General features: G+C 46.6%; 22 protein-coding genes. 8 read left to right on the top strand and 14 right to left on the bottom strand.

Going from position 1 to position 26,020, the window contains the following annotated elements; genetic code table 11:
* Positions 1-33: 33 nt before the first annotated feature.
* The 3 genes from DC20_RS17165 to ligA form a co-directional block, all read right to left on the bottom strand.
* Entirely contained in the window at positions 34-990 is a 957-nt protein-coding gene (locus tag DC20_RS17165) for a gamma-glutamyl-gamma-aminobutyrate hydrolase family protein (protein WP_062544954.1), read from the bottom strand.
* The gene (locus DC20_RS17170; RefSeq protein ID WP_062544955.1) at positions 957-1,985 is read right to left on the bottom strand and encodes an amidoligase family protein; all 1,029 of its coding nucleotides are present in this window, start codon (positions 1,983-1,985) and stop codon (positions 957-959) included. Before DC20_RS17170 ends, DC20_RS17165 begins: the two co-directional genes overlap by 34 nt.
* Positions 1,986-2,348: 363 nt before the next feature.
* Positions 2,349-4,400: an NAD-dependent DNA ligase LigA gene (gene ligA, locus DC20_RS17175; RefSeq protein WP_062544956.1), complete on the bottom strand. Its 2,052-nt coding sequence runs from the start codon at positions 4,398-4,400 to the stop codon at positions 2,349-2,351.
* Positions 4,401-4,772: 372 nt separating this feature from the next.
* Between ligA and DC20_RS17180 the strand changes: the two genes are divergently transcribed.
* Together DC20_RS17180 and DC20_RS17185 are read left to right on the top strand one after the other, a co-directional pair.
* Complete coding sequence (locus DC20_RS17180) at positions 4,773-5,294, top strand: gluconokinase (RefSeq protein ID WP_062544957.1); 522 nt, start codon at positions 4,773-4,775, stop codon at positions 5,292-5,294.
* A gap of 321 nt (positions 5,295-5,615) precedes the next feature.
* Positions 5,616-6,761, top strand: a complete 1,146-nt coding sequence (locus DC20_RS17185; RefSeq protein ID WP_062544958.1) for a DEAD/DEAH box helicase — start codon at positions 5,616-5,618, stop codon at positions 6,759-6,761.
* Between the two features lie 105 nt (positions 6,762-6,866).
* On the opposite strand, the gene DC20_RS17190 is transcribed toward DC20_RS17185, so the two are convergent.
* The gene (locus tag DC20_RS17190) at positions 6,867-7,583 is read right to left on the bottom strand and encodes a 3-ketoacyl-ACP reductase (protein WP_062544959.1); all 717 of its coding nucleotides are present in this window, start codon (positions 7,581-7,583) and stop codon (positions 6,867-6,869) included.
* Positions 7,584-8,022: 439 nt separating this feature from the next.
* Between DC20_RS17190 and DC20_RS17200 the strand changes: the two genes are divergently transcribed.
* A complete protein-coding gene (locus DC20_RS17200; protein WP_062544961.1) occupies positions 8,023-8,811 on the top strand; it encodes an alpha/beta fold hydrolase in 789 nt (262 codons plus the stop codon).
* 70 nt (positions 8,812-8,881) lie between these two features.
* On the top strand, positions 8,882-9,295 hold the full coding sequence (locus DC20_RS17205; RefSeq protein ID WP_157593209.1) for a hypothetical protein: 414 nt from the start codon (positions 8,882-8,884) through the stop codon (positions 9,293-9,295).
* Positions 9,296-9,413: 118 nt separating this feature from the next.
* Here the strand turns inward: DC20_RS17205 and DC20_RS17210 are convergent, their stop codons facing one another.
* Together DC20_RS17210 and DC20_RS17215 are read right to left on the bottom strand one after the other, a co-directional pair.
* On the bottom strand, positions 9,414-9,929 hold the full coding sequence (locus tag DC20_RS17210) for a DUF4920 domain-containing protein (RefSeq protein WP_071885493.1): 516 nt from the start codon (positions 9,927-9,929) through the stop codon (positions 9,414-9,416).
* A gap of 67 nt (positions 9,930-9,996) precedes the next feature.
* A complete protein-coding gene (locus DC20_RS17215) occupies positions 9,997-10,740 on the bottom strand; it encodes a TapB family protein (protein WP_157593211.1) in 744 nt (247 codons plus the stop codon).
* A gap of 153 nt (positions 10,741-10,893) precedes the next feature.
* Between DC20_RS17215 and DC20_RS17220 the strand changes: the two genes are divergently transcribed.
* From DC20_RS17220 to DC20_RS17230, 3 genes are all read left to right on the top strand, one after another.
* Positions 10,894-11,100: a hypothetical protein gene (locus DC20_RS17220; protein WP_062544964.1), complete on the top strand. Its 207-nt coding sequence runs from the start codon at positions 10,894-10,896 to the stop codon at positions 11,098-11,100.
* A 2-nt stretch (positions 11,101-11,102) separates the two neighbouring features.
* Positions 11,103-11,444: a hypothetical protein gene (locus tag DC20_RS17225; RefSeq protein ID WP_062544965.1), complete on the top strand. Its 342-nt coding sequence runs from the start codon at positions 11,103-11,105 to the stop codon at positions 11,442-11,444.
* Positions 11,445-11,637: 193 nt separating this feature from the next.
* Positions 11,638-12,270, top strand: a complete 633-nt coding sequence (locus DC20_RS17230; protein WP_071885494.1) for a cytochrome c oxidase subunit 3 — start codon at positions 11,638-11,640, stop codon at positions 12,268-12,270.
* 122 nt (positions 12,271-12,392) lie between these two features.
* On the opposite strand, the gene DC20_RS17235 is transcribed toward DC20_RS17230, so the two are convergent.
* The 6 genes from DC20_RS17235 to DC20_RS17260 form a co-directional block, all read right to left on the bottom strand.
* Positions 12,393-13,280 carry a DUF3822 family protein gene (locus DC20_RS17235; RefSeq protein WP_071885495.1) on the bottom strand — a complete coding sequence of 296 codons (888 nt, stop codon included), beginning with the start codon at positions 13,278-13,280 and terminating at the stop codon, positions 12,393-12,395.
* Positions 13,281-13,765: 485 nt separating this feature from the next.
* Positions 13,766-14,902 (bottom strand): FAD-dependent monooxygenase, encoded by a 1,137-nt coding sequence (locus DC20_RS17240; RefSeq protein ID WP_062544968.1) that lies wholly within the window; start codon positions 14,900-14,902, stop codon positions 13,766-13,768.
* A 79-nt stretch (positions 14,903-14,981) separates the two neighbouring features.
* Positions 14,982-16,067 (bottom strand): 3-oxoacyl-ACP synthase III family protein, encoded by a 1,086-nt coding sequence (locus DC20_RS17245; protein WP_062544969.1) that lies wholly within the window; start codon positions 16,065-16,067, stop codon positions 14,982-14,984.
* Between the two features lie 680 nt (positions 16,068-16,747).
* Positions 16,748-19,168 carry a TonB-dependent receptor gene (locus DC20_RS17250; protein WP_062544970.1) on the bottom strand — a complete coding sequence of 807 codons (2,421 nt, stop codon included), beginning with the start codon at positions 19,166-19,168 and terminating at the stop codon, positions 16,748-16,750.
* A 394-nt stretch (positions 19,169-19,562) separates the two neighbouring features.
* Positions 19,563-19,910, bottom strand: coding sequence for an MmcQ/YjbR family DNA-binding protein (locus tag DC20_RS17255; protein WP_062544971.1), 348 nt, complete (start codon positions 19,908-19,910; stop codon positions 19,563-19,565).
* An 84-nt stretch (positions 19,911-19,994) separates the two neighbouring features.
* On the bottom strand, positions 19,995-20,819 hold the full coding sequence (locus DC20_RS17260) for an ion transporter (protein ID WP_062544972.1): 825 nt from the start codon (positions 20,817-20,819) through the stop codon (positions 19,995-19,997).
* A gap of 400 nt (positions 20,820-21,219) precedes the next feature.
* On the opposite strand from DC20_RS17260, the gene DC20_RS17265 reads away from it, so the two are divergent.
* The gene (locus DC20_RS17265; protein WP_083470366.1) at positions 21,220-23,061 is read left to right on the top strand and encodes a glycoside hydrolase family 10 protein; all 1,842 of its coding nucleotides are present in this window, start codon (positions 21,220-21,222) and stop codon (positions 23,059-23,061) included.
* 98 nt (positions 23,062-23,159) lie between these two features.
* Here DC20_RS17265 and DC20_RS17270 read toward each other — a convergent pair whose 3' ends face one another.
* Entirely contained in the window at positions 23,160-23,894 is a 735-nt protein-coding gene (locus tag DC20_RS17270; protein ID WP_062544974.1) for a hypothetical protein, read from the bottom strand.
* 704 nt (positions 23,895-24,598) lie between these two features.
* Positions 24,599-25,879, bottom strand: a complete 1,281-nt coding sequence (locus DC20_RS17275; RefSeq protein WP_062544975.1) for an outer membrane beta-barrel protein — start codon at positions 25,877-25,879, stop codon at positions 24,599-24,601.
* Between the last annotated feature and the right edge of the window lie 141 nt (positions 25,880-26,020).

The raw sequence follows: 26,020 nt of genomic DNA on the forward strand, positions 1-26,020 counted from the left end.
CTGTAATTACAAAGAGTAGAAGAATTTTTCCGCTTATTTGCTTACGGTGCTTTCTATGGCTTTAACAGCGTTTGCGTCTGCACTTTCCAGCACTTCCAGTGCCTGGTCTTTGGGTTGGGCCAAGGCATTTTCCATATCCGGAGCTTCAATTTGCCTGTTCACTTCGCGTGCTTTCTGAACTAGGGCTTGAAACAAGCGACGTTGCTCCACACGACTGGGCAGGTATTCAGGATGCCACTGCACACCCAATAGGAACTCTTTACTTGTGTGCTCAATGGCCTGCACTACGTTGTTGGCCTCCCAAGCTACTATCTCCAGCCCTTTACCAGGAGTGTGCACCGCCTGGTGATGCAAGGCATTTACTTTTAGTTTTTGGTGTCCTATTATTTGCGCCAGTTTGCTGTCTGGTTTGAAAGTGACTTTTTTGACGGGGAACACGCTGGACGGATTAGGCTCCTCGCGGTAAAAACAGTTGATGTCCTGGTGCAGGGTGCCTCTGAAATATACATTCAAAAGCTGTGACCCCCGGCAGATGCCCAACACCGGTAGATTCATTTTTACTGCCTGATCTATCAACTGAAATTCCAAATGGTCCCGGTCCTGGTCTAGCGACCATTGCGGTTTGTTCCGGCTGAAAAGCTTCCGGACATAAAATAGAGCGGGGTAGTAGATCCAGCGGGTAAAGCGCCATACCCTTTGGAAGAAGTTTTTTCTGGGGTGCTGCAGGGTGCGTTGCAGGTATTCTGTGAATACAGATTCCTGTTGGTAGGTTTGCGGGTCTACATCGGCTCCGCCGCCAATGATGAGCCCTTGCAGACCATCAGCGGTGCGGGGGAAGGAAGGAGTGATGTGCACCGGTTTTCCGCCTGCCAGCAAAACACCAAAGGCCGTAAAGAGCCAGGCCACCTCGCCGCCCTTGTCGGGCCCGGAGACGCCAATGGTTGGGCGTTTGCGGTTTATTGAGTACTTCTGTTGGTTTGCGTTAGCCACTGTTCTGTTTGTTTGCACCACTTTCTCTCAAACCCAAGGAGGGTGTTTTCCTTCATGTTCAGGAACTCAAGGCTCATTTCTCTGATTCTGTCTGGGTTTGCAGCCAATTCCTCAATGACCACCCAGTTGTTCCATTCCTGGGCCAAGGTCCAGTCAGGATCAGAAACACACGAATTAGGCAAACGGTAGTGAAAGGTTTTTCTGGCTTTCACGCTGCCCAAATTGGTGTAGCTGTTGACCTGCTCTTCCCTTACATACGCAAACAAGGGGTACATGTCTAAAGGCCGGTTGCGGTCTGGGTTATACTGGTGGTAGTCGTCAATGAGTTGTTCCAAACCAGGTGCATACGAAGGGTCTAGCACTAACTGGCTGTACTCATCCGGAAAAGGATTGATGAAAGAGGTAAGGTTTCTGCGGGCAAAGTCGGTTTCACCAGCCTCAAGAAGCCACGGGTACAACAGCAGGAAAGCCCTAATGTACCTCAGAATAGTAGCTGGTTCAGTGTCTGGAATTTCAGTGTTGATGTGGGTACCGAAGGCATTGGTAAAGAACGCCTCCGTTCCTTTGGCATGGTGCTCGAACAAAGCCTGTCGCAAAGCCTCCAATTCCTCTAACTGATGGTACGGAAGAGGAGGGCATCCAATCTCGTAAGGGATTACTTTTTGAATAACAGATTCCAGCGCGTCATCAATCATGTTCTCCAAGGTGTCCTGGCCTATTTTAACGCTCTGGATGTCAATATTGAGTTTATCAAAAAGGGTTTTGTATTGCTTTTCGGTTAGCAGCTTCAGGTCTATTTCAACACTGAAGCTACCAATACGGGTATCTACCACCTTGGCCGAAAACCTGTTTTCCATTTCTACCCGGCCGCCATATAAGTCCTGCACAATCTGAAGGCATTCTCCAATTCCTACGTTGGCAAACTCAAGCTCAAAGCCCACGGTCCGCACCTTTCCTTCCTGATTTCTCTCTACTGGTAGTGGCTTGAAAGACATAGTTTTAAATTTCTGGACCAAACTAACTTTAACAAGTACACCAACGAGAATTGCACCTAAGCGTTACACCCCTTTTGTGCTATTTTAAGAAAAGCAGGCAAAAACGGGAGTCATACCTTGAAATAGCATGTATGGGCTTTATTTATTTGGTCAAAACCAAATCATCGGATACGGTACTATCCCAATAAAGTTTAAAGAAGGTTAAGTGATGCTGTTCTTAGTCTGTTTTTACAGAAGCGAGGCTAAAGGGCGAGCTGGTAAGTGCATAGTCGGGATAAGTAAAAGGGAGAGGCTGTACCTTTTTGGTTTAGCCTCTCCCTCTATAGGTCTTATTTTTTACGCAGCCTTACTTGCTCTATATTCTTAAGCGAGCATCTGGTTAAATTCCTCTTCACTTACAATCTTCACTCCAAAAGAGGTAGCTTTCTCTAGCTTGCTGGGACCCATCTTGTCACCAGCTACCAAGTATGAAAGTTTTTTGGAAATAGAAGAAACAATTTTACCTCCGTTGGCGACAATGGTGTCCTGCAGTTCCTCACGGGAATATCCGGTGAAAACGCCCGACACCACAAAAGTTAAGCCAGCTAATTTGTCTGAGGCAGGCTCCACTACGGCAAGCTCGCCTAAGTCAAGCTGCAAACCATGGGCCTTTAACCGTTCTACTAAATGTACATTGGCCAGGTCCTGGAAGTACTCACGTACCGAAGCAGCAATACGCCCACCAATTTCAGGAACGGCGATAAGTTCTTCCTCTGTGGCAGCCCGCAGGGCATCAATGTTCCGGAAGTGTTGCGCCAGTTTCTGAGCCACCGTATTGCCCACAAACCGAATGCCTAACGCAAACAGCACCCGGTCGAAAGGAGCTTCCTTTGATTTCTCCAGGGCTTTCAGGATGTTCTCTACTGTAGTTTTCTGGAACGTAACAACGCGGCTTTTGCCGGTTTCCTCGTTCACAAAGGTCTTTTTCAACCCGAAGAGGGTATCATATGTGAGATCATATAGGTGGTCTGGGCTGGTGACCAGACCTTGTTCAGCCAATAGCTCTATTTTGCCTTCGCCCAAGCTCATGATGTTCATAGCTTTCCGGCTGATGAAGTGCTCCAACTTGCCTTTCACCTGGGGCGGACAGCCTTTCTCGTTTGGGCAATAGTGGTTCGCCTCCCCTTCGGTACGCACCAAAGGCGTGGTACAGGCCGGGCAAATAGTTGGGTACACAATGGCCTCAGCATTTTCCGGGCGAAGTTCCGTTTTAACAGCCGTCACCTTCGGGATGATCTCACCGCCTTTCTCTACCACCACTTTGTCACCTATCATCAGCCCGAGGCGCTCAATTTCATTTGCGTTGTGCAGAGAAGCGCGTTTCACCGTGGTGCCCGCTAGGAGGACAGGTTTCATCAAGGCTACAGGGGTCACAGCTCCGGTGCGGCCCACGTTGTACTCAATGCCCAGCAAATCAGTGACGGCTTCCATGGCTTTGTATTTATACGCCATGGCCCAACGCGGACTTTTGGCGGTATAGCCTAATTCTTCCTGTTGCGCGTAGGAATTGACTTTTACTACAATGCCGTCGGTGGCGATGGGCAATTCAAAGCGTATGGTTTCCCACTCATGAATAAAGTCCAGGACCTCTTCAATGGTGGAGCACTTGCGCCAGGTGGGAGAGACGTTCAAGCCCCAGCGTTGCAGCGCTTCCAGGCTTTCTGAATGGCTTTCAAACAGGGTAGGGGTGCTGAGCAGGGCATAAGCGAACATGCTCAGTCGGCGACGCGCCACTTCTTTGGAGTCTTGCAGTTTAAGCGTGCCGGAAGTGGCGTTGCGGGGGTTGGCCATCAAGGCTTCCCCAATTTCCTCACGCTCCTTGTTTAACTCCTCAAATACGGAAAAAGGCATGAAAACCTCGCCCCGTACTTCCACCTCAGCCGGAACGTCTTCACCGTGCAGGTGCAAGGGAATAGAGCGGATGGTGCGGACGTTGGGCGTGATGTCATCACCGCGGGTTCCATCACCGCGGGTCACGCCGGCGGTTAAGGCTCCATTGGTATAGGTGAGGCTCATGGCCACGCCGTCAAACTTCAGTTCACAGACATACTCCACGTGGTCACCGGTCACCTTGCGCACCCTAGTGTCGAACTCACGTACCTCGTCCTCAGAATAGGTGTTGCCCAACGACAACATTGGGTACTTGTGCTTTACCGTAGGAAAGTTTTTGGTGATGGTACCACCTACCCGTTGGGTAGGGGAATTTTGAGATTTGAATTGAGGGTGCTGCTCTTCCAGTTTCTGCAGTTCCAGTAGCATCTGGTCGAACTCATAATCAGATACTTCTGAGACGCTGTTCTGGTAATATTGGTAGTTAAGGTAGTTAAGGCGTTTAGTAAGCTCCAAAATGCGGGCTTCAAGGTTCTGCTCTGGCATAGGTGGATTAGGTTAATCTAGGAGTAAAGGTAAGAAAAACGATGTTTGTGTTTTCCCCACTCCCTAACTCTAAGTGACATCTTCTAGTTGAATATATTTGTTTAAAGCCAGCTATAATTTAGAGCAAATGAAGGTTTTCTGTAACCCTAGATGTGAAATAACCCTCTTCTAGTGAAAACTCTATAATATTCATTTCAGATTAAGGTCATGGTAAGTACCTTTTGTTTTGAGGTAAACCTATAGGTAGAAACTATTTATTTCTTTGCCAGTAACCTTAACCCTTTATCTTTGGAAAAGACACAGTATGCGTATTTATAGCAAAGTGGCTTGAGAGAAAAGGGAACTATCAGAAACCTATCAAAGAAAAAGAGTATGTCATACATCATCATGGGAGTATCAGGGAGCGGCAAAAGCACTGTAGGTGAACTTCTGGCGAAACGCCTCAAACTGCATTTCATAGATGCTGATGACCATCACCTGGCACCCAGCATCGCCAAGATGGCCAGTGGTATCCCGCTCACCGATGAGGATCGGGCAGAATGGCTTAGAAAATTAAATCACCTCTTACTGCAAGCCGAGGCTACCGGACAAGAAGTAGTCATGGCTTGCTCAGCCTTGAAAGAAAAGTACCGACAGGTTTTACAGCAGGATCTAAAAAACACCCTTAAAATAGTTTTCCTGCACGGAGACGAAGCCCTGCTCAAGAGCCGCATGGGTGCCCGCACCGCCCACTTCATGCCAGAAACGTTGCTAGCTTCTCAGCTGCAAACACTAGAAAAACCGTCAAAAGCTTTAAACTTAGACATCATCCATGCTCCAGAAGAACTAGTCCAACAAATCATGCAGCACTATGGATCGACAGATCCTTCTTTTTTGGAAGAGAATAAAAACTAGTGTCTGTCTTGAAGGCTATTTACAGCCTCCTTTTTGAAAACTTGCTTTATCTGCTTTCTTCTATGCATTCCCATTTTCAATCCTTTTGCTTGAGCGCCTAGATGTCTGCGGGGGCGGGCAGAGCCCGGCAGCCGAGGCTTTAGCCGAAGGCAGCTGAACTATAGGCGCGAGTGTGGAAGGCGGGGCCCCGCAGGCTTGAGTAATTACGTGAAAAGATGCAACAACATAGCTCATGCGCCTACTCCAAGGTAACTAAAACCCACCTTCACCAAAACCCATGTAATACCTGTACCTTTGCCCCATCAAAATACCTTTACTTTTATGTCCTTTTCAGAATTAGGCTTATCTCCTGCTATTGTCAAAGCCGTTGCTGCCCAAAAATACCCGCACCCGACCCCTGTGCAACAAGCCGCCATACCTGAGATTCTGAAGGGGAAAGATGTTTTGGGTATTGCGCAAACCGGTTCGGGAAAGACAGCTGCCTATGCCTTGCCGCTGCTGGACAAAATGCAGACCAACCGGGCATTCAGAAACAGGTATGTGAAAGCTTTAGTATTGGTACCCACGCGTGAATTGGCCTTGCAGGTAGGAGAGGTGTTCCTTTCATTCAGTGCGCATATACCCATCAGCATTAAAACATTAGCGGTGTTTGGCGGCGTTTCCATCAACCCGCAGATGATGAAATTGCAGGGAACCGATATTCTGGTAGCCACTCCCGGAAGACTCTTAGATTTAGTTGAGTCCAAAGCGGTTCATTTGTCTGAAGTAGAAACGTTGGTATTAGATGAGGCAGACAAGATGCTGAACCAGGGATTTGAGGAAGAGATGCGCCAGATTTTAGCTCTTTTACCAAAAAGACGCCAGAATCTCCTGTTCTCAGCTACCCTGGACAACAAAGTGAATGCAATACAGGAAACGTTGCTGCGCGAGCCGGTGACCGTAGAAATAAAAGCCGAGGAAACGAACCTGGACTCCCTTATTTCAGAAGTAGCCTACCTGGTTGACACTGAAAGAAAAGGACCATTCCTGCGCTACCTGATCAAGCACCACCAGATGCAGCAGGTGCTAGTGTTTGTTTCCGCCACTCAGCGCGCCGACCACCTGGTAACGAAATTAAGCAACAACGGAATCAAAGCCGTTGCCCTTCATAGCGGGAAAAGCCAGGGCGCCAGAACCGAAGCTTTGGCATTGTTCAAGAAAGGAAAAGTAGCCGTGCTGGTTGCCACAGATCTGGCCTCCAGGGGCATTGATGTGCAGTACCTGCCGTATGTCATCAACTACGATTTGCCACGCTCTTCCAAAGACTACATCCATCGGATTGGCCGCACGGGTAGGGCAGAGTCAGCGGGAGAAGCTATTACCCTGGTAACGCCAGAAGATGCTCACCACTTCAAAATAATCCAGAAACAAACCAAACGGGTGATTCCTACGCAAGAAACCACAGACATCGACCTAAAAGGTTTCTGAATTTTATATTATTCCTCAACCTGATAAAAAGCAAAAAGCGTTTGGGGCCTGTTTTAGATAAACAAGCCCCAAACGCTTTTTAAAACGGGAAGACAACTTCTCAAATTAAGGGTTGGTGGACCAGATACCCGCTTCCTTCAGGAATATGCGGCGGTTCAGTTTTAGCTGGCTCACCACAAACTCGGCAAAATCTTCAGGCTGCATGACTTTTTCTGGGTTACCGTCAGTAAGTTTTAACTCTACCGCTAAATCGGTGGCGACAGTGCTTGGGGTAAGGGTTGTGACCCTGATGTTGTGCTTCCGGACTTCTTGCATCAGAGACTCTGACAAACCAATCAACCCAAATTTTGAGGCGCTGTAGGCACTTGTCACGGCGGATCCCCGTTGCCCGGCTGTGGAAGAAATATTCACAATGTCACCGGTCTTTTTAGAGATCATGGCAGGTAGAACAGCGCGGGTCACGTAGTAAGGACCCAGCAGGTTTACCTTGATGATGTGCTCCCATTGATGGGGTTCCAGGTCCAGAAATTTTCCGAAGGCGGCGGTTCCGGCATTATTGATCAGAATGTCAATAAACCCCAGCTCATGCTGAGCATGCTCTACGGCTTCATTCACGCTATTTATGTCGGTCACATCGGCGGTGACAATGGAGGTTTCTACCCCGTGAGCCTCTACCTCTGCGGCCACTTTCTGTAAATCACTCTCGGTGCGGGATAATAAAGCAATGTTTACTCCTTCCTGGGCCAAAGCGATGGCTATGGCGCGCCCTATCCCTTTTCCTGCCCCTGTGATCAGGGCGTTTTTTCCTTTCAAAGATTCCATAAGTACTTCAAATTACTGTTCAAAACTAGCAGACATGTTTCTGCCCACCATGGATCCGGATGGTATCCCGCAGGAAACGAATCTCCTGCCCATGGGTTTAACGGGCAAACTTTTGGGTGGTTCTCTTTCTTTTTTGGAACAGTGGAGGAGGGAGGAGTCTGAAGCAGATACTGGAGGTAGGGGAAGTATAAGTTTTAAGTGTGTAGCTTTGGTTAGTTAAATAGGTGTAAATCAAACTTTAAGCTAGGTGCAACCTTTAAAATGAGTTTACAGATTTAAAGCACTACTTCCTAAAATATTTTTAAAACTTGGCAGCTGAATTGTATTTAGTTTGGAGATTAAAGGTATAAAACGGCGAATTTGAAATTATGACTCGTATCTTTAGGTAAAATTAGAGCCGAAACTTGTCTATTTGGGCCATTTATCACACCCCCTCACAATGAATGCACTCAAAAGAAACAACGTTACCATACTAGGAAAAGGAGAAACCCCCATGCTGTTTGCCCATGGGTATGGCTGTGACCAGAACATGTGGCGCTTTATCACCCCTGCTTTTGAAGAAGACTACAAGATTGTCTTGTTTGACCATGTGGGTTTCGGCAAAGCAGACACTTCAGTCTATACCTTAGAGCGGTATTCTTCACTTCAGTCTTACGCAGTTGACATCCTGGAAATCTGTGAGGAGCTGAATCTAAAGGACGTTATTTTTGTGGGGCACTCAGTTAGTGCTATGATTGGCGTATTGGCTTCTATCTTAGCGCCTGATTATTTTTCAAAGCTGGTTTTGATTGGCCCTTCTCCCCGGTATATCAACGATGAGAACTACGAGGGCGGCTTTACCCAGGAAGGCATAGACAGCCTGCTGGAGTCTTTGGACAGCGATTACTTAAGCTGGTCTGCAGCCATTGCGCCCGTTATTATGGGTAACCCACAAAAAGCTGAACTATCACAGGAGTTGACGCAAAGCTTTTGCAGAAGTAACGTAGAGGTAGCTAAAGATTTCGCCCGGATTACCTTCCTTTCTGACAATCGTGCGGACTTGCCTAACGTGAAAACCCCGGCCTTAATCCTGCAATGCACCGACGACGTTATTGCCCCTTTGCCGGTAGGGAAGTACATGCATGAGCACCTGCCTAGCAGCTCTTTTAAAGTATTAAATGCCACGGGCCATTGCCCTAACTTAAGCGCTCCTGAGGAGACTATCTCCGCCATTAAAGAATTTCTGTAATCTTTCCTTTAACTAACCATATAGAAAGTTGAAGATCAACGTAAGGAGTACAGGACCTAATAAGGTGCTTATGGATAGAAAGGAACTCAAGAAAGCAAACGGTGATGTCTTTTTTGAAGCCTGGAGAATGCCAGAGGAGCTCTTCATTAGGGTAAACTGGATTGGAATCCAAACTTTGGAAACTGTGGTGATGGGAGGGAATCAGTTATTGGCAATGCTTAGAGAAAAGCCTTGTCGCGGAATTCTGAACAGTAACCGTGAACTGATTGGACCCTGGGAAAGCGCTGTCCCCTACATGGCGTATAAGTGGGCTCCTACCGCTGAAATCTTAGGGCTTAAGTACTTTGCCCATGTACTATCACCGGGTATTTTCGGGCAAAGGTCGTATGAAGTTTTCAACCAACAATTAAAAGGGCAGTTGCGGACCAGAGCTTTTGAGATGGAAGATCAAGCTATGGAGTGGCTTAACCGTCACCTGGACTAAGATGCCTTTATTTTCTTTTGCCTTGTCCGCAGCCCTGCCAAAACAGAAAAAATCCGTTTTAAGCCCCTTCTTTAGAAAAGAAGCTTAAAACGGATTCAACTTAATGGAGTACCTGTTCTTAGTTGTCTTTTGCCTCACCCTCTTTTACCTGAACGCCCGAAGCGACAAACGTAATAGAAGGCTTAGGTTTGGTGATGGCGGCAATCTCTTCTTTTGACTTACCTGCATCTTCAGCGAAGTGACGCTGATCTTCCACTGAGATGGTGTCTTTAAGTGCCACTCCTTCAAAAACCACTTCTTTGCCTACAATGTCTTTGGGCATAAAGAACCCATAGTTCTTGAATGTTACGCGCATAGGTTCCTGGCCCTCTACAGCCACCTTCATCCAGCAGCCTTTTGCCTGGCAAACCTCAAGCACATTGGTAGCTACTTTGGCCTTGGCAGAGTCCTGGCTTGCCAGAAGCGAGGGTAGTTTCTCAGCAGTGATTGCACCCTCGGCGGTAATGGTATCTCCGTAAGTAGCTACTTTTTCTGTTGGAGCCTGCGCAATGGCTTGCGGGGTTTCTGCGTTTTTGGTGCAGCTGCCTACTATAAGGGTAAGGGCCACAGCGGCAGGGAGCAGGTGCTTTTTCATGACAAAGACATCTTGGTTCAGGACCTAAAGCTACTGAATGCCGCTTAAAGTGCAAGAATAGAACTTTTTATTTCTGCAAAGCCTGTGCTGGGTTTCGTTTGGAGATTAGCTCTAACCCTTTTGCTTTCTTTCCGCGTTTGGTAGAGAACTGGCATTTAATTAAGCCATGCTCCAGGGAGAAATACTCTTCCACATTGAAAACATCGCGCAAGGGCAAGCCCATGGCATCTATGTACACCACATATTGGTAACTTATCTTGTAGGTGTCAAAAGTGCCGGCTGGGGTGGTGATTTTCTCCATGGCCTCTACCTTTCGGTTAGTGGCCACCATAGAAAGTTGGGTTATGTTCACGTTGGCAGATCGTACCCGAACGCCTAGTTTTCCATCGGGAAGTTTTTGGCCAACCTGCATTTGTTGCGGATAGGCAATGTCAACGGGGAAGTAGTCAAAGTCCTTGCCTTCAAAAGATTTTAACACCTGCTCTCTGAGCAGGAGCATGGCATCAAGGTAAATGGTATCTCCCGAACACTTAATGCGGTACTCGTCTGAGGTTTGGGTGCGGTTGGTCTTACCTAGTCGGGCACTCTTGAAGGTCGTCACATAAGCTCCTTTTTTATCGGTCATTTGCTGCACCACCTTATTGCTGAGCGTGCCTTGAGGGCGGCCTTTGTCAGTGACTTTGAAGACAAACTCGGTATTCTTGGCTAGTCCCAGGGGCTGAAGGCAATCTTGTGCTTTAACTTCCAAAGGCGAGATACTGGCTCCTATAAGCCAGATGATACCTAAGGCATAGAAGAAGGATTTTTTCATATTAAAAGTTACCTCCATTATGAGAGATAAACCGTTATTTATACGTATACCTGAATACTTTGATATATTGGATTCTTTAAACCAGAAATCAAAAAGAAACGGGCTATAATAGGGTCCGTAATTCTCTTTTAATACTTCTATCCTACAAACCCTATGGAAAACACTACCCAACCCGTTCAAAAGTTGTCTGACGTGGCAAAGCTTTTGTTAGAAAAACTGAAGGCAGACCAGACTGACATTACCCTTGATTTTCAGGATGTGTCTGTACAAGGACCAGGACCGCAGGGAACCCCGGGCCAATGGAAACTCAATGGTACACTTACCTTGAAGACAAAGTCTACTGGTACCAAGCAACCTTAAGCATGATGACGTTCCCCTTTGAGATATCGGGTAAACTGGTATTTACCGTCCTCCAGGATCAGGTACTGGTTGTGGCCGAAAAGAATTTTGTGATTGCTAATTTTAAAGACCACGCAGCATTTGAACGGGTGTTAAAGAATGTGTTGCCTCCTTCTAAAGGAAGCGGTATTTTAGAAAGCCTGGAGAAGGCGAAAGAGCTAAATCAGAAATTGGGTAAGTTGGGGGTAGTGCTGGACCTGCGTGTCAATAATTATACCTATGTAGAGTTTGGAACCGGTCCAACGCCTCGCATCACCGCGAACGCGGTATTTGGAAAAGTGGGTTCCTGGTTCAGGAAAAGTTAAGATCCTGCTTAAAAAAGAGAGTACCAATCCTGTTATTTTGATACACTCAGAGGAGTAGGCAATGTTAAGTTTTAAAACCGCATCAAATATGTAAAACCCTTAAACATTCTGTTGATTTTCAGGGTAGTACATAGAAGATAGTTTTATTAGTTTGGGGTAGGCAATGCAAGTTGGGCCGAAGAATTAGTGAGTCATGAAATCAGAAAATCAAAATAAGATAGGGGCTGGGCAAATGTCCAGCTTTGAGAAGATAGAGAAGGTGCCACCGCTCAAAATGCTGCTGTATGTAAGTATGGCTGGCATGGGCATGTTGTTTTTGATGTTAACGGTCATGTTTCTGTACAAGTCAGGCGTGGAGACCACCACTTCTGATTTCAATTTACCTAAGCTTTTCTCCGTAAGCACCGTGCTGATTCTAGTAAGTGGCTTCTTTATGCAGCAGGTGCCCACGTTTTATGCCCAGGATGACCTGGTGAGCATGAAGAAACGTCTGGTGTGGTCGCTCCTCTTAGGAGTGGCTTTTGCTTTTGCGCAGATTGTTGCTTGGTATGAAATGGCCGAAGCAAGGGTGTTCTTTGATGGGCACCCTTCGGGCACGTTCCTGTACCTTTTATCAGCGTTGCATTTGCTGCACATTGCGGGTGGTTTGGCTTTCGCCTCTTACCTTTTCCTGAAGGTGAACCGGGCATCCTCAGATCCAATTCGTTCGCTAGTGTTTAACCGTGATCCTTACCGCCTCATGCAGGTACAGATGCTTCGGACCTACTGGCACTTCCTGGATGCCCTTTGGATTGTTCTTTACTTTATCTTCCTCTTCACGCTGTAAAGTTGGTTCAGGAGTAAGCTTAAGTTTAATAAAAGGAAGAGGGCTGTCAATGATGACGGCCCTCTTCCTTTTAAGCCTGTTTTGTCAAAAAGGTATAAAACTATCACATGCTTTATCGCATTCTAATCACAAAAATGGAGGCTGTACAAGTCAAAGTTTCTATGGTTGAATAGGGCATCAAATCGGTAGCTGAACCCTACTCCAGAAAGCTTCTTTCCGAAATGTACGTTCCGGATGTAGGTACGCAGCACTTCAGATAGTTCAGAGTCTAGCATGAGTTCTCCCCAGACGGTCACCTGGTCCTGGTCTGGGTTCATCTTCTTTTCCTGTAACACAAACAGTACGTAGTAGATAAAGTCTTCTGAGGAGGCGAAGAAAAAGGAATTGCAGAACTCCAGTTTCAAGCCTTGTAAGACCACCAGCGTGACATAGTTTTTGTCAACGTAGACGTAGAGTTGCGGACGGGTACTGCGCTCAGCCATGTGCAGGAAGCCTTCCATCAGGGCAGAGGTCTGGTGCACAAACTCCACCGGGGTATCCAGAAACTGATTGTCCAGCCAGTATTGCAGAGCGGCTGGTATTGTGAACACATTCACCAGTTCTAACCTGGGGTGCTCATGATGTTCTACCACTTCCTGCTCCGGCTCCAGTACGGCGTTCAGTTTCAGGTATTCTTCCCGGGCATTCAGGTCAAATAACGTTTCAGGAATCAGGGTGAACTGCTGGTTCTTGATGCCAACGCGTACCTGTTCCCACTTTCTTTCTTGTAGCAAAGGATTGGAGGAGCTCATTTCCTGAAGGGTGGCAATGGCATTCTCAACAGTGGAGGGCATTTCTGCCTCATAATCTTCCAGGGCTACAAACTTGTTGCGCTCCGCATCCAAAACGCCTAACCTAATCCGGTGAGCCCCAAAACTGATGTACAGGTGAGCGCTGGCACTAGTGCTAGGGTCAAAAGCATCGTCTAAGACGCGCTGCGTCTGTTTAAAAGCCGGCACGGACGTATTCAAGGGTAGAAAGAAATGGGTTTAGTTTACAATATTACTCAAATTATGCCTACTACCCATGCCGCTCATCCATATTGCGGGAGTTTAATACAGCCATGCTTAAGTTAAATTCCTGAATATCTAAAATATGCCTTCAGAAGACAGCAATGCATAGCTGAGACAAGGCAGTGCCTGTCGTCTCTACAAGGGGTTCTCCCCACCACTTCCATTACTACTTTCCTTTATTCCAGTCTTTACCTAGAGCGCCTCGCTTTTGGCCATAGATAGACCGTAGCAAAAAAGACAGACAGTTCAGGCCGAAAGGGCAGTGCGAGAGGGGAAGACGGGGCCTCGCGGCCGTGAGCGCACGGAGGGTAGCTATGAAACAATCATAAAGGCACCGCATCAATCCCTCAATACGCTAGCAACGGCATAAGGCGTACACCCGCCATCCGCAATGTTGTGTCTAAAATAAAAGTTAAATAAAGGACCACATATTTTGAAGTAACCTAAAAATCTACAGAGTACACTTTCTCCAGCTGTTTGTCATTGACCCAGGAAGGAAGGTGCCGTAAGGCAAAATTACGGAGAGGAATGAAGAGCGGGTTATGAGACTGGGCCACTTCACCCAGAAATCTAGACTGGCGGGTGATCCAACTGGTGCGGGGCTTCCGGCGGGTTTCAAATCGTTTGGCTGCCAGGTTGAAGTTGAAGTCTTTTCTAAGTTCGTCGGCAAAGACAGCGGCATCTTCTACCGCCTGGCAGGCACCCTGTCCCATGTTGGGCGTGGTGGCATGTCCCGCATCGCCCAGCAGCAAGATGTTCTGGAATGCGAATTGGGAGAGAGGGGCTATGTCATAGAGGTCGTGCCAGAGCAATTGATCCGGATTGGTGTGGCGGAACAACCCTGGGATGGGCGAATGGTAGTGCTGAAAGTGCCGGTGCAGGTCTTCCACTTGCATTGCCTTCATGCGGGGGCTGTTCTGGGGAGCGTTGATGCAGGCAAACCAATAAATTTTATTTCCCTTCAGGGGAGTCCAGCCCACCCGTCCGGCTTTGCCCCAGGTTTCTGAGGCGTAGATGCTTTCCAGTCCAGGGTTGTCAATGATGGCCCGCCAACAGGTATACCCGGCATAGCGTGGCGTAGACCAAGGCACCAGTTGCTGCCTGATGGCCGAATTGATTCCGTCTGCCACCAGCAAGTGGTCAAACGTTGCCTCTTTGCCGTCCTGAAAATAAACGGTAACTCCTTGCTCAGTAGCAGTGGTTTTGAGCGCTCGTTTTTCGGGGTGCAGGGAAGAAGCGGGCAGATGGTTAACCAGCACTTTATGCAGGGAGGCTCTATGAATGACAAAATTATCCAGCCCGTACTTTTCACTCATGGCCCGGCTGTCAGTTCGGTTGATGAGTCGACCCTGGTCATCAAAGATATGGAACCCGTCCAGGCAGTTGCCTTCCGAAATTATTTCGTCCGCTATGCCGATGTATTTGAATCCTTTGATTGCATTGGCCGCCAGGGCCAGGCCGGCACCTACAGGTTCAAACTTTGGAGCCGCATCAAATACCTGGGCCTGAATGCCTATTTTTTGTAACGCAATAGCCGTTGTTAATCCAGCGATTCCTCCACCAATTATCCCGATGTTCATGCTGTAAAATAAAAAACAAAGGGCGAGAAGCTGCTCTTTTTCCCTCTTTTTTAGGAAAAGCAGCTAAACATCTATTGGGTTACGGCACCTGGTAGATCACCGCATTAGCATTCATCCCGGCGCCTACTGAAGCAAAAACCACGTGATCACCGCTATGTAGTTCCTGGCCCTCCAGTTCTCCTCTTGCGACAAGGTCATACAACACTGGCAAGGTGGCTACCGAGTTATTCCCAAGGGTGGAGATGGTCATAGGCATGATGTCCGCTGGGATGGTGTCTTGCCCATATAATTTGAACAGACGCTCCAGCATGGCCTCGTCCATTTTCTCATTGGCCTGGTGAATCAGAACCTTCTTAATGGCTGAAAGGGGCAGGTTGGCTTTGTCTATACAGTCTTTGATCAACTGCGGAACGGTGGTTAACGCGTACTCATAGATTTTGCGGCCATCCATCTTGATGTACAACTCTTCGCGGGGAAGGGCCTGGTTATAGGAAGGGGAGGAGTTTAACCAGAAGGTTTGCGTAAGCGTGTCTGACACCGTGAGGTGCTTCAAAACACCTATTTTGGAATCCCCTTCCCGCGCTTCTACAACCACTGCGCCGGCACCATCTGAATAGATCATGCTATCCCGGTCATAAGCATCAGATACCCTGGACAAAGTTTCGGTACCAATCACCAAAATTCTTTTGGCGTCGCCGGACTGCAGGTAATAGTGGGCCTGGATGAGGGCCTGCAGCCAACCGGGGCACCCGAAGGGCAAGTCATACGCCACCGTGTACGGGTTGGCGATTTTGAGTTTGTGCTTGATTCTGGCAGCCAGCGGAGGCATCATGTCTACCCTGCGGGAGCAGGCTTTCACGTCTCCGAAGTTGTGGGCTACAATGATGTAATCTAATGTTTCAGGGTCAATGCCCGCGTTCTGGATGGCTTCCTGCGCCGCCAAACACCCTAAGTCTGAGGCTACCTGGTCTTCGGCGGCGTACCTTCTTTCCTGAATGCCGGTAATCTGCTGAAATTTCTGGATGATGACCTCGTTTGCGTTGGGCAATCTTTTCCCGGTGGCATCAAAGAATTCATTTTCAAGGAAGGCCTCGTTGGCCACAACATTGACTGGAAGGTATCTTCCAGAACCGGTAATAACAGTAGAAAGCGTATGCGGTGACATAAAGGGTGGTATGGTGTAATGGAACGGGCAACAGAATTTATAGCCGCAGGAAACCTTTTATTTCAAGACTATACACTATTGGTATATAACCGTAGGCTCAAGTCTTTGGCTCTGCAACCTCAAAGTGCAGATTATTTTTCAGAATGAGAAATGAGGGTAGGCTTAAAGTAGTAGCCTAAGAGGTACCAGTGGCATGTTGTTTTTCTGGTAATTCAACAAAAACGCCTTTTAAACAAGAACAGAAAGTAATTCTGTGGTATCTAACAGAAGAAAATTTGAAAGAAACGAGCTTGAGATTCTAAAAATATGGATGAAATGCCACTTAGTCAAAAATTAGCTTTGCGCCACCCAAAAAGATGAAAATCCATATTAAGCCTTTGATCAGGAAAAAGAGAAAACCTGCCATTCCCATCCGTTTTAAGCCTTTTTTCCAGTTTGACATGGTTTTGAAAGTAAATAGTAGTTAAAAAGAAACCCAAGCATTACGAAGAAACACGTTTTACGTCAATTTTTCAAAAAGGGCTTTGTAATAGAGGAGAGTGGAAGTGCCTTTTCAGAGGCTACTGGAACTAACCAATTTTCTTATGCCCTTTTGATTTTCTTAGAACGAAGCAGCAGCTCAGGTTTATGTATTTAAACGAAAAGGGCACAACTTCAGGTAAGTTGCGCCTTCCTCATATTTATAACTTGTACGCAATGGTAGCCATAAACTGCCGAGGAGCAATCGGGTTGATGCTGTTGTCGTCGTGGCCATTGTAGGTGAACTTGTCCAGCAGGTTCGTCATTTTTAAGCGCAGGGAAAGCCGTTGAATGCTGTAGCCTACGTGAGCATCAAACAAGACATAATCGGGTAAGGCAATCAGGCGGTACACATCATTGGCTACCGTGAGTCGGGTGTTTCTTCCGGCCAGACGCTCTCCAGCGTAAAAGGAGCTAAGTCCCAGGTTAAGGCCGCTTAATCGTGCGTTTTGGAACGTGTAGTACACACTGGCATTGGCGGTATGGGCCGGGTTGTAACGTAGTCGGTCATTCTCATAGTAGATGTTGCTTTTGGTATATCGGGTATCATTGTAGCTATAGCCTCCAATAAACGACAAGCCATTGATGCTTTTGCTCATCAGGTCCACTTCAACGCCCTTGCTCGTGATTTCACCTGCCAGTTCTCTAATGTTTGTGTTGGTGTTTGAGGTGCCATCAGCGGTAAATAAAGCAATTTGTGGAAAAGCGCTGTTCTTGATCTGGTACAAGGTAAGGTTAGCAGAAAGCAGCCCGTTGAACAACTCATTCTTCATACCTACTTCATATTGGTCAATGATGGAAGGGTCAAGCGGGTTGTTATAAATGTCTGTTCCGGTGTTAGGCGTGAAGGAGTTTGCGTAGCTGGCAAAAAGGGACATGTTGCTGGTAGGCTGGAACACGATACCGGCTCTTGGGCTGAAGGCATAATCATAAGAGGAGGAGGTGGTTCGGGTGTCGGTTCCTTTCACTACGGTGTTGCCTTCTCCTTCCACGTCTATGGCACTGTAACGCATACCGGCTAACACTTTCCATTTCTCAGAAAGAGAGATCAGGTCCTGCACGTACACCCCAAAACGATTAGTTAGAGTTTTGGTATCATAGGTTCTTCTCCCGAAGCTGGGGATATTAGACCGTTGCTCGTACTTGTCTGCGTTGTAGATGTTTATTGTGTCATATGCCGCAATGCTAATGAAGGCGGGGGTTCTGGTATCATACCGGTCTGCATCTCCTCCTACTAAAAGGGTGTGCTCCATAAAGCCTGTTCTGAATTTACCCGTTATGTCCAACTGAGTCAGGTAGTACTTCTCGTTCGTAGCGGTTCGTTGTAACCCTCTGACCAGGTCACCATTGTAGGAGCCGTCTTTCGCTTTAATGAAGCCAGTAGGACGGGTGGTGCTGATTTGGTTTGCCTCATAGTTTTGGAACGAGTTAGTGCTTCTGATCTCCCAGTGCTGGTTGAGGCGGTGGGTGATGGTAGCCATGGCGCTTTTTTGCTCCACATTGTTTTCTGCAAAGGATACTCCTAAAAAGGTGTTTCTGGGTACCTGGGCAATCTGGTAGTTGATGGCACCCACCCCGTAGTCTGGGGTGCGGCTGTCTTTCAGGTAATCTCCCTCTAACAATATATCTGTTTTATCGCCTGCTTTCACCAAAAGAGAGGGGTTGATGTAAAAGCGTTCAGCAGTTACCCCATCACGGAAACTACCGGAGTTTAGGTAGGTGGTGTTTAAACGGTAAGCTACTTTTTCACTGTTATTAATGGCGCCATACACATCTAAAGAAGGTTTGTAGTAGTCATAAGAACCTACCCGCATGCTTACTTCACCGCCATTCTCAAAGCGGGGCTTTTTGGTCACCAGGTTCAAAACCCCACCGGCGGCCACGTTTCCAAATAAGATGGCGTTGCTGCCTTTCATTACTTCCACCCGCTCCAGGCTGGTCATTTCAGGCATCACGCTGTTATTGTAGCGCGATCCGTTTTTAAAGGTGTTGCTGCTGCTGAAAGCAAAGCCGCGGCCGGAAATTTCTTCCTGGGTTCCACCAGTGGTTCCTGATAAGTAAACGCCGTTTACGTTCTGTAGTACCTCGCTTAAAACCTGGGTTTGTTGCCTTTCCAGAACTTCACCACCTATCACGGTGACGCTTTGCGGAAGGTCCATAGGCTTGATAGGTACTTTGCCCACGCTTAAAGGCTTCTCGTTCAAGGTCTGTTTTCCGGTTACCACCACTTCACCTATGCGCTGATCTTTCTTCACTAAAGAAAAATCATGCATTACCGTCTTTCCATGAAAAACCCTCACGGTTTGTTCTAAGGCGTTAAACCCAATGCAAGTAGCTTGTAGGGTATAGTCTCCGGCTGGAACATTCCGGAACATAAAGGCACCTTCTTCTGAGGTGATGGTAGCTTTGTTTAACTCCACCAGCATGACACTTACATAGGCGGCGGGCTCTCCGTCGGAAGAAGTAACCCGTCCTCTAAGGCCGCCATGCTGGGCGAACGCAATAGAAGAACTTAAAAGAATTAAAAGGGCAAAGAGGACACTCTTTGATGAGGTGAGGGAGGGGGTGTATGAGTATTGCATAAGATTATCTGTTTATTTAGAATCAATCTAAACTGATGCAAACTAAACACCTATTTGGACTCATTCCAAATAAGAAGATGAAATAAGTACCTTCTTTTCCGCAAAGTGACTCCAATTTAGAATGGAATTGATCTTGCTCTGCTTATAAAATTAATATTAAAGTTTAAAAAGTAAATAATTAAAGCTTATCAGTCTTTGTATTATTCAAAAGATTAAAAAATATTTAAGTTGGGAACTTTTCTTTAAACTTAACATTAGGGTAAACTGAAAATTAATGTAGAATAAGAACTAAAAGACAGGTAGGCATGAAAAAGTAAAGGAAATCCCTACAACTAAAGAACTCTTAAATAACAAAACTTGGCCTATGCGGAAGTTTTGTATCAATAGCAGGTGTTTACAGCAAGCCTGCTGCTTTCAGGTCCTTTTTGGCTAGTTTACCTTTAATCAACTCGTAAGATTGGCGTACCAAATGAGTTAACCTGGTTAGGTCAAGCACGTTGGCATCTTCTATGAGCACCCATTTATACCGCGCCAGGTAAGGAGCGGGCTTGATAGCTGGAGAAGAAATCAATTCTTCAAACTCCTCCTCTGTTACCTTCAAGGAAAACGTAAAGGGAGCCTCAAGCCTGGCCACACAGAACATTTTGCCTGCAATAGAGAAACACAAATCATGCTCCCACTTGATGTCTTCTGTGACGGCAGGAAAATAAAGGCAAAGGGAGCGAAGGGCTTCATAGTGCATAGGACTACAAAGAATGTAAAACAAGTCCACAAGTCACTGTGCTTTGGGACTGTTTATCCAAAAGCTTGTCATAAGGAGCGAGCTCTACTGCACACTTACTACTTTGTGGCCGCAGTTGCTGCAGAAATTGTCAGTTTTTCTTAGGGTTTGCTGGCAGTTGCCGCACAATAAAGGAGTGGTGGGCTCGTCTTCCGGAGATTTGATTCTAGATAACTCAACCGTGACAATGCCGGTGGGCACCGCAATGATGGCATACCCCATAAGCATCACCAGAGAAGATATGATCTGGCCCAGCGGGGTGCGTGGGGTAATGTCTCCGTACCCCACGGTGGTAATGGTCACAATGGCCCAATAGATGCTCTGTGGAATACTGGTGAACCCGTTTTCTTCACCTTCCACCACATAAATGATGGTGCCTACAATCAAAACCAAGGTGAACACAGCAACTATAAAAACTGTGATTTTGTGCAGACTTGCCACCAACGCCCTTGTGATAAGTTGGGCATTCTCTACATAACTGGTCAGCTTGAGTATTCTGAAAACGCGGAGTAAACGCAAAACCCTAATGGTCATGATGTACCGCAGGGTAGGTGCGAAGAACGCCAGGTACGTGGGAATAATAGATAAAAAGTCTATGATACCATAGAAGCTGAACATGTACTTCAAGGGCCTGGGGTTGCTATACACCCGTAGCACATACTCAACGGTAAAAATGATGGTGAAAAACCACTCCAATCCCTTGAAGAGAACATTGGCCAACTGCCGGTAGGCCGGCACACTTTCCAAACAGACCGTAAGGGTAGAAAGCAAGATCATCCAGAGCAGCACCACGTCAAAATTCCTTCCGGCCGGTGTGTCGGTGCCGTGAATGATGATGTAGAGCCGTTCTCGTAGACTAGTCTTCCCCATTTTTTATTTCTTCTTTAATTCTACTCTAAGAGTTAGTTAACAAGTCACATGTAAACTTTGCGTTTATATGCAAAAGCCTACTCAAAGATAAGATAACAACTACACAGCTCACATCAAGAAAGCATCATTGACGCTTACGCAGGAGCCTGCCTCGGTTTAATCTAAGTTTTCTGAAAAGGTGTCTTAAACAGTTGGCTATACCCTGGAAAGCTGTAGAGGGTTGTAGAAGGCAGGAGCGGAGAAGGAGTATCGCTTTTCTAACCCTGGCTCATTGACATCTTTGATGAGGCCACAAAGGCCAAGGTAAACGAAGCAAAGAACCTATAATAAGGACCTTATCCTTATCTTTGCAAAACGTACCGCCCAGTTCCATTCCCCGCAGCTACCCTTTTTTACTCTTATGCTGAAGCACCTTTGTTCCCTTTTCGCGCTTGCTTTTTTATTGTCCCTCTTCCCCGCCTCAGCGCAGCAACTACCTAACCGGGAGTTCAGAGGAGTTTGGGTGGCTACCGTAGCTAACCTGGATTGGCCGGTAAGAGGGGCTTCGGCTGAAAGCCAGAAAGCAGCCCTGCGGACAATGTTTGACAAGATCAAGGAAGCCAATCTGAATGTGGTGTTCTTCCAGGTAAGAACGGAGTGTGATGCGTTTTACAAGTCCAGCAATGAGCCTTGGTCCAGGTTTTTGACGGGCGTTCAGGGCAAAGACCCAGGGTACGATCCTTTGGCTTTCGCCATAGAGGAAGCCCATGCCCGCGGACTGGAATTACATGCCTGGTTTAATCCTTACCGGGTTAGCACAGTGCCTAACCCCGCCGTGTACAACGCCCAACACGTGTCTAAGGCAAGACCAGAATGGCTGTTGAGTTTCCCTAACGGGAAAAAGATCCTGAACCCTGGTCTGCCTGAGGTTCGGCAATACATCACCTCCATTATAAAAGAAGTAACCCAGAACTATGACATTGACGGGGTGCACTTTGACGATTATTTCTACCCTTACCCCGAGGGTACTTTCTTAGGGATTGCCCAGGAAGATGCCCAGACTTACCGGCAGTACGGGGCAGACTTCACTAACATCAAAGACTGGCGCAGGCACAACGTGAATGAGACCATGCGCCTTGTAAACGCCCAGATCAAGGCTTTGAAGCCCCACGTACGGTTTGGGGTAAGCCCCTTCGGGATCTGGAAGAACGGGGAGCCAGCCGGTACCTCGGGCATGGATGCCTACAATGCCATTTACGCCGATGCCCTCCACTGGCTGGACAACCACTACCTGGATTATGTGACGCCTCAATTGTATTGGGCCATAGGTGGACGTCAGGATTACCGGAAGCTCTTATACTGGTGGTCAGAAAAGGCGTACAACGCTTCGCGCCACCTGTACCCAGGCCACATTGTGCACCAGACCGGCTTCACCACCGAGGAAGTGCCCCATCAGATTGAAATCACCCGTTCTAACCAGGCCAAGAACGCCTTGGGTAGTGTCATCTTCCGGGCGGCAAATCTGGAAAAAAACACGCATCTTATCTCCACCTCGTTCAAGGCGGCTACGTTCCGGCTTCCTGCGGCACCCCCGGCCATGGAATGGATTGGCGGGAAAGCGCCCGTGGCTCCCTCAGAGTTAACGGTCACGTTGAACGAAGCCACCGGCAACTATGAAGTGAAATGGACTCGTCATCCGGGCAACACGTACCCGTTCAAGCGCTATCTCCTGTACACTACCAGCTTCATGCCTGCTACGGGTGCCCTGACCCCAGACGGATCAGTAAGAGCTTTCACCTCGTCTGAAACCGTGACCATTGCGGCAGCCGATGTTCCTTCGCCCACTTCTTTCTGGGCAGTGACAGAACTTAGCCCTTCTAACATGGAAAGCGCTTTAAGTAATGTAGTGGTAATGGGCAGTGCCGCACCTGTTTTAGCGCATCAGGGAGGAGTGTTAAATACAACACCAGAACAGATTTTTGGGCAACCTAACCTGGATGTTCCCGCTACTGTCACTTCGCCAGTGGTGCCTACCTCTACCTCAAACAATCTTTACGTTTCCATCAGCCTTAAGAAAAAAGCAGCCGTGAAAGCGGACCTGTACACCATGGACCGGAAGAAAAAGACCAAGGTGTTGAAAGAGAAGTTTAAGGCCGGAAAGCATACCTTAACCATACCGAGGGGAAAATTAGCCGCGGGTACCTATTTGCTGGTGCTGGAATATGGCGGGGAGAGGTCAGTGCAGAAGGTGGAGTTTATCTAATTAGAACTGGTAGCCAAGGGTAAGCTGATTTACCCATCTTAAGATTTTCTTTCTGAATCAATTTGAAGGGAGCTGGTAAAGACGGCATCTGAGTAAACTTATTTGTCTTTGAAAAGGGTGTTGCCCTTAATCAACCAGGATAACCCGAAGGCTTCTACCGCTAGTGCCTCCATCCAGAAGGTGAGGTGGTACCTGGTGTAAAACTCTTCATCCATCAGGTTTGCCCCATCACCCAAGCCTATCACCAGAATGGAAACCACGATGATGACCCCGCAGAGGCGGTAGATTCTGTTTCTGGTAATTTTACCTTTTCCTCTGTTTTCGGGCTGTTTATCAGATTTTGTGAACAAAAAGAAAGACATGTAGGCCAGGCAAAGGAGAAACAAACCCGCAGAAAAGTAATGCACTATTTCCCGAGCTTGGCTGGGTTCCAGAACTGTGACGCAATAGCTTAAACCTTCCTCGCCACAGACGTTGCATAGGTTTGAGGTAGGAACCAACAAGACCAGCAGCGCAAAGACTCCGGCTGCCAGAGACACATAGAAATCAATGGGTTCTTCCCCTTTATAGACAATCAGGAAAATTGCCAGCAGACTTAGAATGATGGTGAAGATGGTTCCGGCTTGGGTGAAGAAGTAATGGCTGATGGAGTCAAGTGGCGATAGGAGTCTGTTTTCCAGGAAAAGGTACAACCACAGCAAGAGGGGCAACGACATGCCCATTATCCCGATCAGCTTACGGAGGGTGTACCCGTTGGTCACCCAAACATCACTTGCCGACTCATACTCAAGGTTCAAGGCTTTGTCAAGGCTAGACGGAGTAGTGTTTTCCATAGTAGCTAGAGGGTAGGTGGCTATAAAAGTATTCCAGAAAGTGAGTCAGACCAAAGAGTCTCTAAACCTGTAAGGAATGTACTAAATACCTTTAAATGTTTAGGGGCAGTTTTAGATAAACTGCCCCTAAACATTCAGTATTGCCTCAAAGCATTTGGTAAAATTTCAATAGGGTAGAGGGCTTAGCGGTTGGTGCCATCCTTTGTTTGGAGACGGCAACTGTTGCCAAGGCAGCTATAAACCTAGCAGGTTGTTACTGAACCATTGGAAACTTAAGTAGTTTAGAGAATAGGGGCTTCTGAAATACTTCTCCAGCGTAGATTTACTTAAACACCTCCTCTACCGACTTTGTAGGAGACCCGCCAGTTGATAAGTTAATTACTTACAGTTTTGCTTTATTTTTAGGCTGTTTTAAGATAAATAGGCTGCACATCCCAGCCTATGACCTTGGAGGTAACCTGCTGCTTGTCTTTGAGGCTGATTCTCCTTATTTGTAATCTACAGTGTTGACCGGTATGGCTTCAACTTTCACCATAAGGTCTTTTCCTTACGCAGTTGGTATTTCTTTCTCAAACTGGATAAAGCTATCGGCTTCCTTAATTTGTAATGACGTTCTAAATCCAATTGCTTTCATAGCATCTGGTGTTAATGGTAGCTTTTAGTAATAGATAGTAACTCTAAAAACTGGTTTAAATTCATTCTTGTTAGAACTGAATTCCAACCTGAAACAGGACTTCAGTCCGGTAAGTATCAATTGGTCCTTGGCCGGTTTCATACGTTACACCTAAAGAGAAAGGGCTTTTCCCTTTTTTAAAGTCAATCCCGGCGCCTCCAATAAAATATGCCCTGAAAGGCTTTACCTCATACTTGTGGGAAAATTTTTCTATGTAAACAGTTTCCTGACTCGCGGAGCCATTTAGTGGAACAGAACGATAGTCGTAAACACCCTTCTGAGTCAGATAGAAGGCACCTCCCGGTCCTGCCTTTATATATGGAAAGATAGAGGCGTTACTCCGGTAAAAGGAATACTTGAGCATCATAGGAACCTTTAGGGCGGTAAACTGTATGTCCGTACGGTAGCTATATCGGAGAGGGGCAATCGTTAACTCTTCGTAAGACTTATATTTAGTGAAACTAAGCGCAGGAGCAAACTGGAGGAAGTATTTGTTTTCACCTAAAAAATTAAAACTAAGATCAATCAGAGCTCCTACTTCATAGGCGAAGCTCTTCTTTTTAAAGTCAAGAAATTTCTTATAATCATAGTCACTGATATACATATTATAAGGAGGCGTATCTAAGTGGGAGAGCCCTCCAGAGGCAAACATGCCAATCTTTGTTTTTACTTTCTTTGCAGGTTCCGTTACATATTGCACATATGTTTGAGCGGGTGAACTAAGCTCTTGATATGCCTTCGCCAGAGCTACTAAATCCTTTACATCACAAGATGTTCTTTCAATTCTTTTGTAAAGGGAAGGTTGATCCCACATTAAATATTTTAACTGACCTCTGAACTTCTCTGGCGCTGCCTTATCAAGGTCATAATCAATCCTGCTTAAGGAACCCGCATATTTTTTATGATGGTCAAGTTCTATGAGGAGGGTGTCTTTTTGTAGAAAATAATGCTCTTTGTTCTCTTCTTTATAGTAGTAGATGCTGATGATCCCTTGTGAGGCAGACTCAATAAACGTCTGGTGCTCTATTGGATAGTCAAACGTATTGCTTGATATGTAATACTTCCCATCAATAAACCGGTAAGCCTTGATCTGGTCAGGGGTATACGTTTCTTTCTCCTGATCATAGTCTTTTTTAAAGACGCAGTTCTTTGCATTGGCAATATCACTCCTGAAATTAATCAACCCTTTTATGGTATCACCTTTTGTAGTGATTAGATAACCCGGCCTGAAATCTGTTTGTGCTTTTGCTTCTAAAAAGGTAAAAATACATACTACAAGAGTGAAGGCTTTTTTAAAATAGAAAGGGTTCATTTATAAAATTTGTGATGGATAAGGTGCGAAGATATCTAAAAAGGGAAAGTATATAGATATAATTATTTGAAGTGCCTCATTTTAGTTTTGACCCTTTCTGGCGCAAGCGTTTGCTATTGACTTAGGTATTCCTGCTTATGA

Origin of the sequence: Rufibacter tibetensis, assembly GCF_001310085.1 — a bacterium.
Classification (GTDB): domain Bacteria; phylum Bacteroidota; class Bacteroidia; order Cytophagales; family Hymenobacteraceae; genus Nibribacter; species Nibribacter tibetensis.